16 protein-coding genes are annotated in these 16,815 nt (G+C 68.3%); 10 read left to right on the top strand and 6 right to left on the bottom strand.

Translation table 11 applies throughout. From position 1 onward, the window contains the following. Positions 1-85 precede the first annotated feature (85 nt). From ACFQGD_RS10775 to ACFQGD_RS10765, 3 genes are all read left to right on the top strand, one after another. The gene (locus ACFQGD_RS10775) at positions 86-844 is read left to right on the top strand and encodes a maleate cis-trans isomerase family protein (RefSeq protein ID WP_390183699.1); all 759 of its coding nucleotides are present in this window, start codon (positions 86-88) and stop codon (positions 842-844) included. Beyond that, positions 834-1,547, top strand: a complete 714-nt coding sequence (locus tag ACFQGD_RS10770; RefSeq protein ID WP_345401166.1) for a GntR family transcriptional regulator — start codon at positions 834-836, stop codon at positions 1,545-1,547. Before ACFQGD_RS10775 ends, ACFQGD_RS10770 begins: the two co-directional genes overlap by 11 nt. 233 nt (positions 1,548-1,780) lie before the next feature. Further along, positions 1,781-2,719, top strand: a complete 939-nt coding sequence (locus ACFQGD_RS10765) for a S1 family peptidase (protein WP_345401163.1) — start codon at positions 1,781-1,783, stop codon at positions 2,717-2,719. A 141-nt stretch (positions 2,720-2,860) separates the two neighbouring features. Here the strand turns inward: ACFQGD_RS10765 and ACFQGD_RS10760 are convergent, their stop codons facing one another. Beyond that, positions 2,861-4,330, bottom strand: coding sequence for an NAD-dependent succinate-semialdehyde dehydrogenase (locus ACFQGD_RS10760; RefSeq protein ID WP_345401160.1), 1,470 nt, complete (start codon positions 4,328-4,330; stop codon positions 2,861-2,863). A gap of 206 nt (positions 4,331-4,536) precedes the next feature. Between ACFQGD_RS10760 and ACFQGD_RS10755 the strand changes: the two genes are divergently transcribed. Next, positions 4,537-5,790: an aspartate aminotransferase family protein gene (locus ACFQGD_RS10755; protein WP_345401157.1), complete on the top strand. Its 1,254-nt coding sequence runs from the start codon at positions 4,537-4,539 to the stop codon at positions 5,788-5,790. Between the two features lie 7 nt (positions 5,791-5,797). Next, a complete protein-coding gene (locus ACFQGD_RS10750) occupies positions 5,798-6,298 on the top strand; it encodes a DUF3830 family protein (protein WP_345401154.1) in 501 nt (166 codons plus the stop codon). Positions 6,299-6,390: 92 nt separating this feature from the next. On the opposite strand, the gene ACFQGD_RS10745 is transcribed toward ACFQGD_RS10750, so the two are convergent. Further along, positions 6,391-6,978 carry a helix-turn-helix domain-containing protein gene (locus ACFQGD_RS10745; RefSeq protein WP_345401151.1) on the bottom strand — a complete coding sequence of 196 codons (588 nt, stop codon included), beginning with the start codon at positions 6,976-6,978 and terminating at the stop codon, positions 6,391-6,393. An 81-nt stretch (positions 6,979-7,059) separates the two neighbouring features. On the opposite strand from ACFQGD_RS10745, the gene ACFQGD_RS10740 reads away from it, so the two are divergent. From ACFQGD_RS10740 to ACFQGD_RS10730, 3 genes are all read left to right on the top strand, one after another. Continuing rightward, positions 7,060-8,010, top strand: coding sequence for an NAD(P)/FAD-dependent oxidoreductase (locus ACFQGD_RS10740; RefSeq protein ID WP_345401148.1), 951 nt, complete (start codon positions 7,060-7,062; stop codon positions 8,008-8,010). 79 nt (positions 8,011-8,089) lie between these two features. Beyond that, positions 8,090-9,739, top strand: coding sequence for an FAD-binding dehydrogenase (locus ACFQGD_RS10735; protein WP_345401266.1), 1,650 nt, complete (start codon positions 8,090-8,092; stop codon positions 9,737-9,739). After that, positions 9,736-11,289, top strand: coding sequence for an acetolactate synthase large subunit (locus ACFQGD_RS10730; RefSeq protein ID WP_345401145.1), 1,554 nt, complete (start codon positions 9,736-9,738; stop codon positions 11,287-11,289). Before ACFQGD_RS10735 ends, ACFQGD_RS10730 begins: the two co-directional genes overlap by 4 nt. A gap of 2 nt (positions 11,290-11,291) precedes the next feature. Here ACFQGD_RS10730 and ACFQGD_RS10725 read toward each other — a convergent pair whose 3' ends face one another. After that, the gene (locus ACFQGD_RS10725; RefSeq protein ID WP_345401143.1) at positions 11,292-12,212 is read right to left on the bottom strand and encodes a serine/threonine-protein kinase; all 921 of its coding nucleotides are present in this window, start codon (positions 12,210-12,212) and stop codon (positions 11,292-11,294) included. 180 nt (positions 12,213-12,392) lie between these two features. Here ACFQGD_RS10725 and ACFQGD_RS10720 point away from each other — a divergent pair, with 180 nt between their 5' ends. Continuing rightward, on the top strand, positions 12,393-13,031 hold the full coding sequence (locus ACFQGD_RS10720; protein WP_345401140.1) for an MBL fold metallo-hydrolase: 639 nt from the start codon (positions 12,393-12,395) through the stop codon (positions 13,029-13,031). A gap of 410 nt (positions 13,032-13,441) precedes the next feature. Here ACFQGD_RS10720 and shbA read toward each other — a convergent pair whose 3' ends face one another. Next, a complete protein-coding gene (gene shbA, locus ACFQGD_RS10715; RefSeq protein ID WP_345401136.1) occupies positions 13,442-13,999 on the bottom strand; it encodes an RNA polymerase sigma factor ShbA in 558 nt (185 codons plus the stop codon). Between the two features lie 149 nt (positions 14,000-14,148). Here shbA and ACFQGD_RS10710 point away from each other — a divergent pair, with 149 nt between their 5' ends. Then, positions 14,149-16,089, top strand: coding sequence for an N-6 DNA methylase (locus ACFQGD_RS10710; RefSeq protein WP_345401133.1), 1,941 nt, complete (start codon positions 14,149-14,151; stop codon positions 16,087-16,089). An 84-nt stretch (positions 16,090-16,173) separates the two neighbouring features. Here the strand turns inward: ACFQGD_RS10710 and ACFQGD_RS10705 are convergent, their stop codons facing one another. Next, positions 16,174-16,554: a type II toxin-antitoxin system VapC family toxin gene (locus ACFQGD_RS10705; RefSeq protein WP_345401130.1), complete on the bottom strand. Its 381-nt coding sequence runs from the start codon at positions 16,552-16,554 to the stop codon at positions 16,174-16,176. Positions 16,555-16,556: 2 nt separating this feature from the next. Beyond that, positions 16,557-16,814, bottom strand: coding sequence for a ribbon-helix-helix domain-containing protein (locus tag ACFQGD_RS10700; RefSeq protein WP_345401127.1), 258 nt, complete (start codon positions 16,812-16,814; stop codon positions 16,557-16,559). Position 16,815: the final 1 nt, after the last annotated feature.

The raw sequence follows: 16,815 nt of genomic DNA, 5'->3' as shown, positions 1-16,815 counted from the left end.
ACGGTGTAGCTTTTACTAGGATTGTCGACAATCCTCACGGAGCGACCGCCCGGTAACGTCGTGCGACGCCAAGGGCGGCTAGGAGGTGCCGGTGACCGCACCGAGGACAGTGCCCGAGACAACGATCGGTTTCATCTACCCCGACCACGCGGCCGAGGACGACTACCCGCTCGCGCAACGACTGCTCGGCGACGTCGCCCAGCTGTCGGTGACCCACATCTACGGCACCGACCTGCACGCCGTCGCCGAGCTCCTTGACCTGGGCAGCGAGCAGCGACTCGCCGAAGGGGCGGCCCAGCTCGCGCCGCTGTCCCCCGACGCGGTGGTGTGGGCCTGCACGAGCGGTAGCTTCGTGTTCGGCAGGGACGGCGCCGCCGAGCAGATCACCAAACTCGCCGCCGTCACCGGGACACCAACGTCGAGCACCTCGTTCGCGTTCACCCGGGCGTTGCGCGCGCTCGGGCTGAAGCGCGTCGCGATCACGGCCAGCTACCCCGACGACGTCGCCGCGCTGTTCCAGGAGTTCCTCGCCGCGGAAGGCGTCGACGTCGTCCAGCTGTCCAGCGCGGGCATCGACACCGCAGCCGAGGTCGGCAACCTCCGACCCGACGAGGTGGCCGAGCTGATGACCCAAGGCGACCACCCCGACGCTGACGCACTGCTGATCCCGGACACCGCGATGCGCACCATCGCGCTCATCGACCCGATCGAGCAGCGCATCGGCAAGCCCGTGCTGACCGCCAACCAGGTCACCATCTGGGAGGGCCTGCGGCTGGCTGGCGCGCCAACCAGGGCGGACGGGATCGGCAGATTGTTCCGCGAGGGAGACGCCGATGCTTTCTGACATCGAACCGGTCAACCGCGAGTCGACGGCGTCCATCATCGCGCGGCAACTTCGCGACGCGATCATGACCGGCGCGCTACAGCCTGGCACACAGCTCGGCGAGGCGGAACTGGCTGCGCGGTTCGAGGTCTCGCGCGGCCCATTGCGGGAGGCGATGCAACGGCTGGTGTCCGAGGGGCTCCTGCGCAGCGAGCGGCACCGGGGTCTGTTCGTCATCGACCTCGAACCCGGCGACGTCTACGACATCTACGCCTCGCGGGCGGCGATCGAGCGCGCGGCGGCCATCCGCATCATGCGAGGCGACACCGACAGCGCGGTGGCCGTGCTGAGCGAGGCGCTCGACGAGATGGTGTCGGCGGCCGACGACCCAGACCCGAACGCGTTGCCGGAGTCCGACCTGCGGTTCCACGAGGCGCTGGTGCGAGCGTCCGGCAGCCGGAGACTGGTCCGAATGGCGCGCACGCTGTTGATCGAGACCCGCATGTGCCTCGCGGCGTTGCAGCGCACCGATCAGCACGGCGACGACAGGGTCGCGGAACACACCGAGATCATCGAGGCGATGAAGGCGGGCGACGAGCAGCGGGTCCTAGAGCTGCTCGACGCGCACATGGAGGACGCGATCACCCGCCTCGCCCCTGGCAGCAGCCTGCACTCCGGCCCACCACCGTCAGTACCGGCGGACGGCGTGGACATCGCGGGCTGAGTGGGCGCCAGGGCGGGGACTCGACGGCGCGCAACGTCGATGAGCGCCCACCGCCCTCGACGGCGTGCCCACAACGCCGACGGCGCGAGTGTGAGCACATTCGGTCGTGCTAGCGACCAAACTTACTCACGCTCGCTGCGTGGATGCCCACGCTTCTTCACTCGTTCGAGTGACTCCGCACTGTTGCGCTCGTTACACGGAACGACCCCGTCGGGCAGACAGAGGAGAGTTCCGTGCGAGTCACGCGCAAGCACACGGCGGTCGGCGCCGCGATCGCCACCGCCGTCGCCGTTGCCGCCACCGTGGTCCTGACGCAACCCGCGCAGGCCATCGTCGGCGGCGAGCAGGCAGCAGAGGGCCAGTACCCGTTCATGGCGTCGCTGCAGGACGGCGACTTCCACTTCTGTGGCGGTAGCGTCGTCGCACCCGACTGGGTGCTCACCGCCGCGCACTGCGTCGAGGACGCCACGCCGTCCGACCAGGACGTCGTCGTCGGCAAGACCGATCTGGACGCCGAGGGAGGCCAGCGCGTCGACGTCACGGAGATCCACGTGCACCCCGACTACGACGGCACTCATGACGCCGCCCTGCTCAAGCTCGCCGAGTCCGTGTCGGTGCCGATCATCCCGCTGGCCGACGCGAACGACGACGACCTCGAAGCCGAGGGCACGCCGCTGACCGTGGCGGGCTGGGGTACGGAGTTCTTCGGCTCACCGACGACGCCGAGCCACCTCAAGCGCGCCGACGTGGAGGCGGTCGCCGACGACCGTTGCGAGGGCATGACCGGCAACGGTCTGGCGGGCTTCGATCCCGAGACCGAGATCTGCGCGGAGGAACTGCTCGCCGACTCCTGCCAGGGCGACAGCGGCGGTCCGCTGTTCCACGAACTCGACGGCAGGCTCGTGCAGCTCGGCATCGTGAGCTGGGGCGTCGGTTGCGCGTTCCCCGGCTTCCCCGGCGTCTACGCCGAGGTGAACAACCCGAGCATCCTGGAGTTCATCACCGCGACCATCACCGGCGGCACGTCCCCATCGGATCCGACGTCGCCAGAGGACGACGAGCCACGGGGTAACGGCAACGGCGGCAATAGTGACAACGCGGGCGGCAACGGCAATGGTGGCAACTCCGACCGCGCCGGTGACAACGGGAACGGCAAGGGCCCGAAGGAGTAGTCCCGCACGGTGCCGTCAGAACCCGCTAACCCGCATTATTGATCACGTCCACTCGCGTTGTTCCGCGAATTTGTCCGGATCGCCGGATTTTCCGAGCAACAGCGCGAGTAGACGTGATCAACTCCAGCCCACCAGCCGACGTCAGCTCAGCCCGATGGCGATGTACTTCGTCTCGAGGAACTCGTCGATGCCGACGGTGCCGCCCTCACGACCGAGGCCGGAGTGCTTGATGCCGCCGAACGGCGCGGCCGGGTTGGACACAAGGCCCTGGTTCAGCCCGACCATGCCCGCCTCAAGGTTCTCCGAGACCCGCAGCGCGCGGTTGATGTCCTGGGTGTAGAGGTAGCTGACCAGGCCGTACTCGGTGTCGTTGGCCTTGGCGACGGCTTCGTCCTCGGTGTCGAAGACGTTGATCGGCGCGACCGGACCGAAGATCTCCTCGTGGGTGAGCCTTGCGTCCTGCGGCACCTCGGTCAGCACAGTCGGCTGGTAGAAGTGCCCAGGACCGTCCACACCGGCGCCGCCGGTGAGTACCTTCGCTCCCCGATCAACGGCATCACCGACCAGGCTGGACACCTTCTCGATCGCGGCCTCGTCGATCAGCGGCCCGATCACGACACCCTCCTCGGTGCCGCGCCCGATCGGCTGCGCGGACATCCGCTCGGTGAGCTTGCGCGCGAACTCGTCCGCGACGCCGCGCTGCACGTAGAACCGGTTCGCCGCGGTGCAAGCCTCGCCGATGTTGCGCAGTTTGGCGAGCATCGCGCCGTCGATCGCGGCGTCGATGTCGGCGTCGTCGAACACGAGGAACGGCGCGTTGCCACCCAGCTCCATCGACGTCCGCAGCACCTTGTCGGAGCACTGCTCCAGCAGCTTGCGACCCACCGACGTCGAGCCGGTGAACGACAGCTTGCGGGCCCTTCCGTCGCGAATCATCGGCTCCATCACGCCACCGGAGTCGCTAGTCGTGATGACGTTGACGACGCCTTCCGGCAACCCGGCCTCCGCCATGATCCCGGCCAGCGCGAGCATCGACAGCGGCGTCTGCGCGGCGGGCTTGATCACCGAGGTGCAGCCCGCCGCGACGGCGGGACCGATCTTGCGGGTGCCCATCGCCATCGGGAAGTTCCACGGCGTGATCAGCAACGACGGCCCCACCGGCTGACGGTGCACGAGGAACCGACCCTTGCCGTTGGGCGCGACCGCGTAGCCGCCGTCGATGCGCACCGCCTCCTCGGCGAACCACCGGAAGAACTCCGCCGCGTAGGCCACCTCGCCACGCGACTCGGCGAGCGGCTTGCCCATCTCAAGGGTCATCAGCAGCGCCAGTTCCTCGTTGCGCTCCATGAGCAGCTCGTAGGAGCGCCGCAGGATCTCCCCCCGCTCGCGGGGCGGGTGCTTTGCCCAGCTCGCCTGCGCCGCGACGGCGGCGTCGAGCGCGTCTTTGCCGTCGGCGGGTGAGGCGTCCGCGACCTCGCACAGCACCTCGCCGGTCGACGGATCGTGCACCGGCAGTGTCTTCGAGCCACTGGCCGGGCGCCACTTGCCGTCGATGAAGAGGTCCTTCGCCACCGCGTCGATGACGCTGGATTCGCTGGGCGTCGCGTTCATGTCTGCGCTCCTTATGGGAAGCCGGATAGTCGAGGCCGTACCGGGTACCCGCCACGGGAGTGATTCCGGGTTGATTGCTCGGCGGTCTGAGGCCATGCTATGAACATTGTTGACAATCTACAAGCGTGTGTCACGCCCGGTGCGTGCCCGCGTCCGCCTGCCATGACATCCGCCGTCGGGTCACCCCCGAGCAAAGGAGTACCCACATGTCCCAGCTTTCTCCCCTGCTCAAGCAAGCGACTCCGGTCGTGGTCGACCACGGCGAAGGCGTCTACCTCTATGACGTCGACGGCAACCGGCACCTCGACTTCACCGCGGGCATCGGCGTCACCAGCACGGGACACTGCCACCCGCGTGTCGTCGCCGCCGCGCAGGAGCAGGTCGGCAAGCTGATCCACGGGCAGTACACGACCGTGATGCACCAGCCACTGCGGCGGCTGACCGAGCGGCTCGGCGACGTCCTCCCGCCGGGGCTGGACTCGCTGTTCTACGTCAACTCCGGCAGCGAGGCCGTCGAGGCCGCGCTGCGACTGAGCAGGCAGGCGACCGGACGTCCCAACGTGGTCGTGTTCGAGGGCGGTTTTCACGGCCGCACCGTCGCGGCGGCGTCGATGACGACCAGCGGCACCCGGTTCTCCTCGGGTATCTCGCCGCTGATGTCGGGGGTGTACGTCGCGCCGTTCCCGTTCGCCTACCGCTACGGCTGGGACGAGCAGACCGCGACGAAGTTCGCGCTGCAAGAACTGGACTACCTGTTCGCCACGCAGAGCGCCCCCGGCGACATCGCGGCGTTCTTCATCGAGCCGGTGCTCGGCGAGGGCGGCTACGTGCCCGCGAACACCGAGTTCCTCGCCGGACTGCGACAGCGCGCGGACGAGCACGGCATCATGCTCGTGCTCGACGAGGTGCAGACCGGCTTCGGGCGGACAGGCAAGTTCTGGGGTCACGAGCACTTCGACGTCCGGCCCGACATCGTGATCACCGCGAAGGGCCTCGCCAGCGGCTTCCCGCTGTCGGCGATCGCCGCGCCGACGGAACTGATGGCGAAGGCGTGGCCCGGCTCGCAGGGCGGCACCTACGGCGGCAATGCCGTGGCCTGCGCGGCGGCGCTGGCCACATTGGACGTCATCCAGGACGAAGGGCTGGTCGAGAACGCCGCCGAACAGGGCAGGCGACTCATCGACGGCGCGCGCTCGGTCGCGGACAAACACCCCGAGATCGGCGACGTGCGCGGGCTCGGGCTCATGGTGGGCTCGGAGTTCGTCACGGCCGACGGCAAGGCAGACCCGGAGACCGCCAAGGCCGCCCAGCAGACCGCCGCGAAGAAGGGATTGTTGCTGCTGACCTGCGGCGCGCACATGAACGTCGTGCGGATGATCCCGCCGCTGGTGGTCAACGCCGAGCAGGTCGACGCCGCCCTCGACATCTGGGCGGACGTCGTCGCCGAGGTCACCGGGTGAGGGCATCGTGAGCCGCTACATCACGATCAGCCTGGATAAACGCGGCGTCTCGTGCCGGGCGGTCCTGCTCGACGAGCAGGCCCCCCGCACGTGCGAGGCCGTCTGGCGCGCGCTGCCGCAGGGCGACCAGGCCTACCACGCGAAGTACGCCCGCAACGAGGTCTACACGCTGGTGACGCCGTTCGCCGATCCGGAGCCGGGGCGGGAGAACCCCACGGTGACGCCGATTCCCGGTGACGTCGTGTACTTCGCGTTCGAGCCGTGGGAAATCGGCAACCCCGCCTACGGCTACGAGACGGGCAGCGAGGCGCACAGCGCGGCGGGCGCGACCGACCTGGCGATCTTCTACGGCCGCAACAACCTGCTGATCAACGGTGACGCGGGCTGGGTGCCGGGCAACGTCTTCGCCAGCATCATCGAAGGTCTGGACGACATGGCGGCGGCCGCGCAGGATCTCTGGCTGCGCGGCGTCGAAGGCGAGACGCTCAGTTTCCGCCGCGCCGACTAACCACCGCCGTGTCCGACACTCCCGCACGCGTGTCCGACACTCAGGCACGCGTGTCCGACGCTCAGGACGCTGTGTTGGGCACTCCGACGCCGTTAGCCGCCCCATCCCTTCGGACGCGCGCGCAAATGCGCGCGTTCACCCTGCTTGCCGAACAGGCTGAGGAACTCGACCGGTTCGGCACCAGCGGCACCGAACCAGTGCGGTGTCCTGGTGTCGAACTCGGCGGCCTCGCCGGGTGTGAGCACGAGATCGTGTTCCCCGAGCACCACCCGTAGACGTCCGTTGAGGACATACATCCACTCGTAGCCCTCGTGCACCTGCGGGTCCGGCTCCTTCGGCGGGTCACTGCCCGGGATCACCAGCTTGTAGGCCTGGATGCCGCCCGGCCTGTGCGTCAGTGGCAGCATCGTCATGCCGTGCCGGGTAACGGGACGCAGGTGCACCCTCGGGTCGCCGGTGGGCGGCGCGTCGACGAGTTCGTCGAGCGTGACGCCGTGCGCCTTCGCCAGCGGCAGCAACAGCTCCAGCGTCGGCTTCCGGTCACCGGACTCCAGCCGCGACAGCGTGCTCACCGAGATACCGGTCGCCGTCGCCAGATCGGACAACGTCGTCTGCCGTTGCTTACGTAACGCACGGAGCCGGGGTCCGACCGCGTCCAGCGCGGCGCCGAAGTCGTCCATGCCACTAGTTTGCCAGATCAGCAAAATACTTTGCCAAGTTTGCCGCACCGTCCGCACAGTGGCCGCGGAGGTGGTCAAAACATGACCGATCAGCTGAACAACGGCTATGACGTGGTGATCATCGGCGGCGGCGCCGCGGGGCTGAATGGGGCGTTGATGCTCGCCAGAAGCCGACGCTCGGTGGTGGTAGTCGACGCGGGGGCCCCTCGCAACGCCCCGGCCGACGGCGTGCACGGACTGCTGGCGCGCGACGGCACGAGCCCGACTGAGCTGCTGGAGCGCGGCCGAGCCGAAGTCCTCGGCTACGGCGGGCAAACCCTAACCGGCGAGGTCGCCACCGCGACCCACCACGACACCGGCTTCGAGGTAACGCTCACCGACGGCAGGACGACTCGGGCGCGTCGACTGCTGGTCACCACAGGGCTCACCGACGAGCTACCGGACATCCCTGGTCTGCGAGCTCGGTGGGGCCGGGACGTCTTGCATTGCCCGTACTGCCACGGCTGGGAGGTCCGCGACCAGGCCATCGGCGTGCTCTCCGGCGGGCCAATGTCGGTGCACCAGGCGTTGCTGTTCCGACAGCTCAGCGACGACGTCACATTCTTCGCGCACACGCTGCCACCGTCCGGTGAACAGGCCGAGCAGTTGGCGGCGCGGGGCATCACGGTGGTGGACGACGAGGTGACGTCACTGGAGGGTGCCGACGACCGCCTCACCGGCGTCCGGCTGCGCGACGGCTCCCTGGTCCAGCGTGACGCGCTCGTCGTGTCACCCAGGATGGTCGCCCGCGCCGCATTCCTGGCGGAACTCGGCCTGAAGCCGGTGCAGCACCCGTCCGGCATGGGCGAGCACATCCCCGCCGACGCGACCGGACGCACCGACGTGCCCGGCGTGTGGGTCGCGGGCAACGTCACCGACCCGGCCGCCCAGGTCGGCGCGGCCGCCGCGGCGGGAGCGTTCGCGGCAGCGCAGATCAACGCCGACCTGGTCATGGCGGAGACCCACGACGCCGTCGCGCGACACCGGACGTAGACCCGAGTATCTCTCACCTTTCTCCGGCTACCGGTGAGTACTACGCTGCGATCAACTCCGGCGGAAGGTGAGGTGCGTGGTGGACGCGGACGTGATCGTGGTGGGTGCCGGTCTCGCTGGCCTGGTGGCGGCGGCCGAGCTGGCCGACAAGGGCAAGCGGGTCATCGTCGTTGAACAGGAACCGGAGGCGTCCTTTGGCGGGCAGGCGCACTGGTCACTCGGCGGACTGTTCTTCGTGGACAGCCCCGAGCAGCGCAGGCTGCGCATCCACGACTCCCGCGATCTCGCCTGGCAGGACTGGCTCGGCACGGCGGGCTTCGACCGCGATGAAGACCGCTGGCCGAGGCGGTGGGCCGAGGCCTACGTCGACTTCGCCGCAGGGGAGAAACGCGCGTGGCTACACGAGCAGGGCATGCGTTGGTTCCCGGTCGTCGGCTGGGCCGAGCGTGGCGGCTACAACGCCACCGGCCACGGCAACTCGGTGCCGCGTTTCCACGTCACCTGGGGCACCGGACCCGGCGTAGTCGAGCCGTTCGAACGCCGGGTGCGGGCCGGAGTCGAGCGCGGCACGGTCGAGCTGCGGTTCCGGCACCGAGTGGACGAGCTGACCGTCACGAACGGCGCGGTCGACGGCGTGTCCGGGACGGTGCTGGAGCCGAGCGCGGTCCAGCGCGGGCAGGAAAGCTCCCGTGCCGAGGTGGGCACGTTCGCGCTGCACGCGCAAGCGGTCGTCGTCGCATCCGGCGGCATTGGCGGGAACCAAGACCTCATCCGCAAGAACTGGCCCGACCGCCTCGGTACCCCGCCGAAGCACATGATCACCGGTGTGCCCGCGCACGTCGACGGCCGCATGCTCGGCATCAGCGAGTCGGCGGGCGCGAACATCATCAACCGCGACCGGATGTGGCATTACGTCGAGGGCGTGACGAACTACGACCCGATCTGGCCACAGCATGGGATCCGGGTGCTGCCGGGCCCGTCGTCGTTGTGGCTCGACGCGCGAGGACGTCGACTGCCCGTGCCGCTCTACCCCGGCTTCGACACCCTCGGCACGCTGGAGTACCTGCGCACGACCGGCCACGACCACTCGTGGTTCATCCTGACCAAGAAGATCATCGAGAAGGAGTTCGCACTGTCGGGCTCCGAGCAGAACCCAGATTGGACGGCCAAGAGCGTCCGCGAGACGGTCAAGCAGCGAGTGCTGTCCGGTCCGCCGTCCCCGGTGCAGGCGTTCATCGACAAGGGTGAGGACTTCGTGACGGCGGACAACATCCGCGACCTGGTCTCGAAGATGAACGGGCTCACCGACGAGCCGCTGCTCAACGCGGACGACGTCGAACGCGAGGTGCTCGCCCGCGATCGCGAACTGGCGAACCCGTTCACCAAGGACATGCAGATCACCGCGATGCACGGCGCGCGCAACTACCTCGGCGACAAGATCGTCCGCGTCGCCACCCCGCACCGGCTGCTCGATCCGAAGGCGGGCCCGCTGATCGGCGTCCGGCTGAACGTCATCACCCGCAAGACGCTCGGTGGACTGGAGACCGACCTGTCCGCCCGCGTGCTGCGAGCCGACGGCGAACCGCTGCCCGGTCTGTATGCGGTCGGTGAAGCCGCGGGCTTCGGTGGCGGCGGCGTGCACGGTTACCGTGCGCTGGAAGGCACGTTCCTCGGCGGTTGCCTGTTCTCCGGACGGCAAGCTGGTCGCGCGTTGGTGGAGGCGCTATGAACGGTGCGCAGTCGCTGCTCCGCACGCTGGTCGACGCCGGTGTCGAGGTGTGTTTCACCAACCCGGGGACGTCGGAGATGCACTTCGTCGCCGCGCTCGACTCCGTGCCTGACCTGCGTGGCGTGCTCGGCCTCGCCGAGGGGGTGGTCACCGGCGCGGCCGACGGCTACGGGCGCATCGCGGGCAAGCCTGCCGCAACGCTGCTGCACCTCGGTCCGGGCCTGGGCAACGGGCTGGCGAACCTGCACAACGCGCGGCGGGCGTGCACCCCGGTCGTCAACGTTGTCGGCGACCACGCCACCTACCACAAGCAGTACGACGCACCGCTGGAGTCGGACATCGAGGCGGTGGCGGGCTCGCTCAACGGCTGGGTGCGCCGCAGCGGTCACCCGGCCGACGTCGGGGCGGACGCGGCGGCGGCCGTGGCGGCGTCGATGGACGCGCCAGGCCGCATCGCGACGCTCATCCTGCCTGCCGACGTCTCCTGGGGCGACGGCGGCGTCGCGGTGGCCCCCGTACCGCCGCGCGGGCCCAGGTCGACGTCTGACGCGACGCTCGACGCGGTGGCCGACGTGCTGCGCAGCGGCGAGCCCGCGGCGTTGCTGATCGGCGGGGATGCCTGCCGTGAGCGCGAGCTACTCGCGACCAGCCGCATCGCCAACGCCACGGGCGCGCGGGCGCTGGTGGAGACGTTCCCCGCGCGACTGGAACGCGGCGCCGGACTGCCCGCGATCGACCGGCTCGGCTACCTCGCTGAGCAGGCCGCCTACCAGCTCGACGGCGTCAAGCACCTGATTCTCGCGGGTGCGAGGTCGCCGGTGACGTTCTTCGCGTATCCGGACAAGCCGAGCGACCTGGTGCCCGAGGGCGCGCAGGTGCATACGCTGTCCGACCGCGAGCACGACGTCGCCGCCGCGCTGGAGGCGGTGGCGGAGCGGGTCGCCGCGGACGTCGAGCCGACGCTGGCGCCGTCCCAGCCGCCCGCCGTGCCGTCCGGTGGGCTGACGCCGCAGAACTGGGTGGAGGTCATCGGCGCGCTTCTGCCGGAGGGCGCGATCATCGCCGACGAGGCGAACACGTCGGGACTACTATTGCCCGCCGCGACGGCGAACTCGCCCCGCCACGACGTCCTGACACTCACCGGCGGCGCGATCGGCCAGGGCATGCCGGTCGCGACGGGTGCCGCGATCGCCGCACCGAACCGGCCGGTGATCAACCTCGAAGCCGATGGCAGTGCGATGTACACGCTGTCGGCGTTGTGGACGCAGGCGCGCGAGGGACTCGACGTCACGACGGTCATCCTGAACAACAACGCCTACGCGATCCTGCGGATGGAGATGCAGCGCGTCGGGGCGGATCTTTCTGGTCCGACGGCGAAGGCGCTGCTGGACCTGTCCTCGCCGGGGATGGACTTCGTGAAGATGTCCGAGGGCATGGGCGTACCAGCGTCGCGGGCGACGACGTGCGAGGAATTGGCGGAGCAGTTCGCGCGAGCTGTGGCGAAGCCGGGCCCGCACCTCATCGACGCGACCGTACCGCCGTTGCTGTAGCGCTAACGGCGGATGGGCGTCGTAGCGCTCAGCGGTGTTGTCGGCTCCTGCTTTCGCTGGTGCGGTATCCGCGCCACGACGTCGGATGGATCACGTGCTGGGTGGCCAGCGGTGGCCGCCCGCAGCAGGTCCGCGGTCTCGGCGGCGCTCGGCCGCTCGTCGGGTGCGGCACGCAGCATGCGCATCAGGGCGGCGGTGAGCACTCCCGCGTAGCGCGGCGGCGGAACGTGGCCGACCGCGGCACGGCGCACCATGGTGATCGGGTTGTCCGTGCGGGCACCGAACGGCGAGACGCCCTCAACGGCGGAGTACAGCGTGGCGCCGAGCGAGAAGACGTCCGACGCTGGGGCCGGTTCGCGTCCGCCGGCGACCTCGGGTGCCAGATAGGCAGGCGTGCCGATCAACTCGGTCGACGGGGTGGGCCGGTCCCCGCTGAGGTGGGAGACGCCGAAGTCGACCAGCTTCACGACGCCGTCGTCGCCGACGAGGATGTTCGCGGGCTTGACGTCCCGGTGGACAATGCCGATGGTGTGCGCCGCCGCGAGCGCGTCGGCCACTCGCGCGCCGATCCCGCCCGCCTCGGTCGGGTCCTGGGGCCCGTTCTCGGCGAGGATGCTGGCGACACTTCGGGCCCGCACGTACTCCATGACCAGTATTGGAAGGTCGCCGTGGACGTCGACGTCGTAGACGACGACCGCGTTCGGGTGGCGCAGCCGCGCGGTGATCTGCCCCTCGCGCGCCGCGCGGAACCAGGCACGTTCGGCGCTGGTGGCATCGTCGTCGGGCGACACGAGCAGTTGCTTGATCGCGACCTGGCGGCCGAGACGCTCGTCGATCGCCTGCCAGACCACACCCATGGCGCCGCACCCGATGCAGCGCTGCAGCCGATACCGTCCTGCGAGTAGATCACCCACGTCGTTCATGACCTGCTCTTCCCTTGTGATCACCACCCGTTCAGGCCATTGTCGGATACCCGCATCACGACAAACTCACGCGAACCCAACGTTTCCGCTAGATCTCGGCGGCGCTCGACTCGAACCTTGACTTCGACTTAACTCGAGGTTCTAGCCTCGCGGTAGCCAGCCTACCGAGAGGGGAACGTCATGAAGCAGATCCAACCTGACCTATGGGAGACCGAGCCGGAGTTCCCGGCGCCAGGACTAAGCACACACGCCTACCTGTGGACCGCACCCAGTGGCAACGTGCTGTTCTACAACACAACCCTGGAGCACGAGATCGACGACATGGCCGAGCTCGGCGGTGTGGCTCACCAGTATCTGAGCCACCAGGATGAGATCGCGCCGTCGTTGCGCACCATCAAACAGCGGTTCGGCTCGACGCTGCATTCCAGTGCGGTCGAGGCGGATCTGGTCGCGAAGACGTGCCCACCCGACGACACGTTTGACGAGCGTCATGTGGCATTGGACGGCTTCGAGGTGATCCCAACGCCAGGGCACACACCAGGCAGCGCCTGCTTCCTGGTTCATTCCCCGCACGGCCTGACGTATCTGTTCACCGGCGACTCCATTCTCCGCGACGCGGAAGGTAAGTGGTTCGCCGGCTATATTCCCGATTTCAGCGACCGCGATGCACTGGCGGCCAGCTTGTCCGGTCTCGCCGACCTCACCCCAGATGTCGTGATCTCCAGCGGGTTCCTCGGCGATTCGGGCGTTACCGAACTCGGCGAGCGGACCTGGGCCGACTGTGTGGATGAAGCGCTGCGCTCGTTGACGGAAAGCTGAGAAAACTGTCGGGGGCGACCGCTAGGGTCGTCCCCGACAGTCATGGGCGAAGGAGACGCGGTCCGCCGCGCCGCCGACCAGGCGGTCCTCAGTATCGAACGCGAAGCCGTGGAGACGTGACGTTGGTGTCGAAGTAGATCACCAGCGCTCGTCGTCGCGCTGTTCGGCTAGCGACTCGCTCAGCCGAACAGCGCCTTCCGGCGGCTGCGGGGGTGGGCCGAGCTCAAGAAGCTTCGCTACCGGCTGCCGGTACTACCCCGCAGCCTCCAGCCGTTCCAGCGTCGAACCAGGTTTCTTGGGCTCGAGCATGAAAGCCACCTGCTTCCTCGTTCGGTGACAGTGACTCGGCTGCCAACTTTGACCATCGCCGTATACCGTGATGCATGCTCTCGTAGCTCGTGGAGCCCGCATCAGGCGAGGGTATTGCCGTCGGCATCGATAAGCCGACGGAGCGTCTTGAGCGCGCGATGCTGAGCGACCCGCACCGCACTCGACGTCGTCTCCATCACGTGGGCTACCTCCTCGGACGACAACCCCACCAGCACTCGCAGTTGGAGCACTTCGCGCTGGTTATCAGTGAGGAGCTCGAGGTAATGGTGGATGCCGGACCGCAGCTCGTTACGTACGACGTGTTCGTCCGGTCCGAGTTCGTTGTCGGTGGTGTCTGGTAGTTCTTCCACTGGGGCCGACTTATCGCGGCCGTTCGCCCGGTGAGCGTCAGCAACCTTGTGCCTGGCGATGCCGTACACGAAAGCGAGGAAGCCATCGGCGTTCCCCTGGAAGCGGGGCAGCGCGGCGAACACCGCAAGCAGGACCTCCTGGGCGACGTCGTCGGCCGAATGCCGGGCGGTCGTGATGGCGAGCCGACCCCGGCAGTACCGAATGACGGCGGGTTGGAGGTGAGCAAGCAGCCGGTTGACCGCGTGACGGTCCCCGGCAGCGGCGTCGGCCAGCAGTCCATCACCCACCGCCGGGCACAAATCCCCGTTCGATTCCGACATAACATCCCCGCATGACTTCGACGTTGACTGACCAGAGTAGAGCACAATGTGAGTTCACAGTCAACAAAGACATCTCATGATGTGCTAATCTCTGACCGCAGAGAGTCGAGGTGGGCATGTCAGAGGATTCGTTGGTAACCGCGTCCGAGGTCGCGAAGCTGGCAGGTGTCGGTCGTGCGGCGGTAAGCAATTGGCGACGTCGCTACGCCGACTTCCCCGATCCGGTTGGTGGCACCGGGAGCAGTCCAACGTTCCGGTACGCCGACGTCGAGCGGTGGCTCCGGGAGCAGGGACGACTCGCGGTCTCCCCCACCGACGAGCTGTGGCGCGCGCTCGACACCGGGCACCAGGACACGGATGTGACGACGTCGGTCGCGGGAATGGCGGCCTATCTCGCGGGCCTGACCGACGGCTCGGACCTCGACCCGCACGTCCGCGGGCAGGCGGACGCACTGGAAGGCTCGACGCGCCCGGAGGCGATCGAGCACCTGGTGGGGCGACTGTTCGAACGCCAACAGCGGCAGCACCTCACGACACCGCAAGGCCTCGCCGACCTGGTAGTGGCCCTAGCGAACCCGGTGGCGGGCATCGTGTTCGATCCCGCCTGCGGTCCTGGCACGGTGCTACGTACCGCTGCCCGGCACGGCGCACGGACCCTCCACGGGCAGGAGCATGAGCCGGACCTAGCGCAACTAGCTAGCGCCCGCCTCGCCCTGGCGGAGGCCGAGACCGCCAGCGTCGACGTCGGCGATTCGCTCCGCGCGGACGCGTACCCAGACCTGCGCGCGGACGTCGTGCTCTGCGACCCACCGTTCGGCTACCGCGACTGGGGACACGAAGAGCTGGTGATTGACCGGCGCTGGGAGTACGGGACGCCACCCAAAACCGAGCCGGAGCTGGCGTGGCTGCAACACTGCCTGGCACATACCGCTGCGGGCGGCACCGTCGTGATGGTGCTGCCCGCGGGAGTGTCATCGCGCAGGTCCGGTCGGGGGATCCGCAAAGAGCTGTTGCGTGCGGGCGCACTGCGGGCCGTGGTGGCGCTTCCCGCTGGGGTGTTGATGTCGACCGGGATTCCGCTACACGTGTGGGTGCTGCGCAATCCAGACGGCCAGGGCGCCGAGCCGGTATTACTGCTGGACACGAGCCACCTCGCGCCGGAACGTCGTGGCAAGGCCGACTGGCAGGCGATCAGAGCGGCGATCCTCGCGCCCTGGCGGGAGTTCCGCGCCAGCGGAACAGTAGCGGAAGTCGCTGGCAGGCAGCGCACCATCGACGTCATCGACTTGCTCGATGAGGACGTCGACGTCACCCCGTCACGTCACTTACCGTTGCCCGCGATGCCGCTCGACGTCAACGAGCTGCAACGAGGGAGCGCCGAGCTGGCCGCATCGTTGCGGGAGCTGGCCGCGCGACTGCCGAATACGCTGCGTGAAGGCCGACGCGGCACGAAAAGCACCACAACGATCAACGACCTCGCCCGCGCGGGCGCGATCACGGTGCGACAGGCAACCGGAAGGCTAAGCACCACAGACGATCTCGACTCCGACGGACCACTGGTACTATCCGGACGGGACCTAGCGAACGGTGTCTCGCCCTCCGCCCGGCTCGTGGAGCCGAGCGAGGATGCGATCGAGCTGCGCCGCGGCGATGTCGTCGCGGCGATGGTTGTTGCCGGTGAGCGACCGTACGCCGAGGTGATTGGTGTGGACGGCTTGGTGCTCGGCCGGTCGGTGCAGCTGCTCCGGGTCGACCCAGATCGCGTCGACCCGCACTTCCTCGCAGGGCTACTCCGGACGCGGTCGTTGCTGCGGAGCGCGACAACGTCGTCCGGCGGGCTCAGGCTGGACTTCCGCCGGGTGGAGGTCCCGGTCCTCGACATCGGCGAGCAGCGCCGGATCGGCGAACAGTTGCGCCAGGTGCACGACGTCGAGACCGGGCTGTACGACGCCGCCGAGCGCGGCAAGACGCTCGCGCAGCACCTGACCGATGGACTAGCGGCTGGAGCGGTAGAGGTCTTCGAGCACACGGATCCTGGCCGACGACTTCGCCACTAGCTTCGCCACTAGCAAGAATTCGGCGAACTTCTGGCGAGGCTCACGGGCATGCCAGTGAAGTAATGACAATTAGCTGAAACAAGCTCACACCGTGAACGGCGCCTTGAGCTCGGCGAACATCGGAAAGTGACGAACGTTGAGCGTGGCGAGCTGTAGCCCACGAACGTCCGCGGTTCCCGCGATCAGGTAGTCGGCGATGCCAATGCCGTTATGACTGCGGCGGTACTGGCGTATGAACTCGCCAGCCCGCCCAGCAGCAAGACTCGTGACCGGCTCAATACGAAATGAGCCCAGCAACCGCCAGACCTCACGCCGTTCGCCCGAACGCATCCCACCAGTGATCTCAGTGACCGACACGGCGCTGACCGCGAGCGGACTGACCTTCCGTTCCGCGTGTAGCCACTCTCTCGCGGCGTCGACACCGCGCAGGTGCGCGATCAGGACATCGGAGTCAACCAGGTACACGGCTACGAGCCGATCTCCCACATCCTGGCTAGGTGCGCCTCGCGATCCCCGGTGCCCCGCTCAGGCCAGTCGGCACTGGCCAGGACACCAAAGGACTCATCGATCGCCGCAAGGTCCGCCGCCACGTCATCTACCTCGTTGCGCAACGCGCCATCGAGCAGCCGCCGGATCATCTCGGCACGCGAGATGCCCTGGCTGCGCGCGAGACGATCGAGCAGCTCAGTCTGCTCGTCGTCGAGGTAGATGTTCGTGCGCTTCATA

This window comes from Haloechinothrix salitolerans (assembly GCF_042662605.1).
In the GTDB taxonomy this organism is placed as follows: Bacteria; Actinomycetota; Actinomycetes; order Mycobacteriales; family Pseudonocardiaceae; genus Haloechinothrix_A; species Haloechinothrix_A salitolerans.
This window is presented reverse-complemented; position numbering and strand designations above follow the sequence as displayed.

Coding starts and splice junctions, on each gene's coding strand:
- ACFQGD_RS10770 (WP_345401166.1), top strand. CDS start 834: ATGCTTTCTGACATCGAACCGGTCAACCGCGAGTCGACGGCGTCCATC.
- ACFQGD_RS10710 (WP_345401133.1), top strand. CDS start 14,149: ATGTCAGAGGATTCGTTGGTAACCGCGTCCGAGGTCGCGAAGCTGGCA.
- ACFQGD_RS10730 (WP_345401145.1), top strand. CDS start 9,736: ATGAACGGTGCGCAGTCGCTGCTCCGCACGCTGGTCGACGCCGGTGTC.
- ACFQGD_RS10740 (WP_345401148.1), top strand. CDS start 7,060: ATGACCGATCAGCTGAACAACGGCTATGACGTGGTGATCATCGGCGGC.
- ACFQGD_RS10760 (WP_345401160.1), bottom strand. CDS start 4,330: ATGAACGCGACGCCCAGCGAATCCAGCGTCATCGACGCGGTGGCGAAG.
- ACFQGD_RS10725 (WP_345401143.1), bottom strand. CDS start 12,212: ATGAACGACGTGGGTGATCTACTCGCAGGACGGTATCGGCTGCAGCGC.
- ACFQGD_RS10700 (WP_345401127.1), bottom strand. CDS start 16,814: ATGAAGCGCACGAACATCTACCTCGACGACGAGCAGACTGAGCTGCTC.
- ACFQGD_RS10745 (WP_345401151.1), bottom strand. CDS start 6,978: ATGGACGACTTCGGCGCCGCGCTGGACGCGGTCGGACCCCGGCTCCGT.
- ACFQGD_RS10720 (WP_345401140.1), top strand. CDS start 12,393: ATGAAGCAGATCCAACCTGACCTATGGGAGACCGAGCCGGAGTTCCCG.
- ACFQGD_RS10755 (WP_345401157.1), top strand. CDS start 4,537: ATGTCCCAGCTTTCTCCCCTGCTCAAGCAAGCGACTCCGGTCGTGGTC.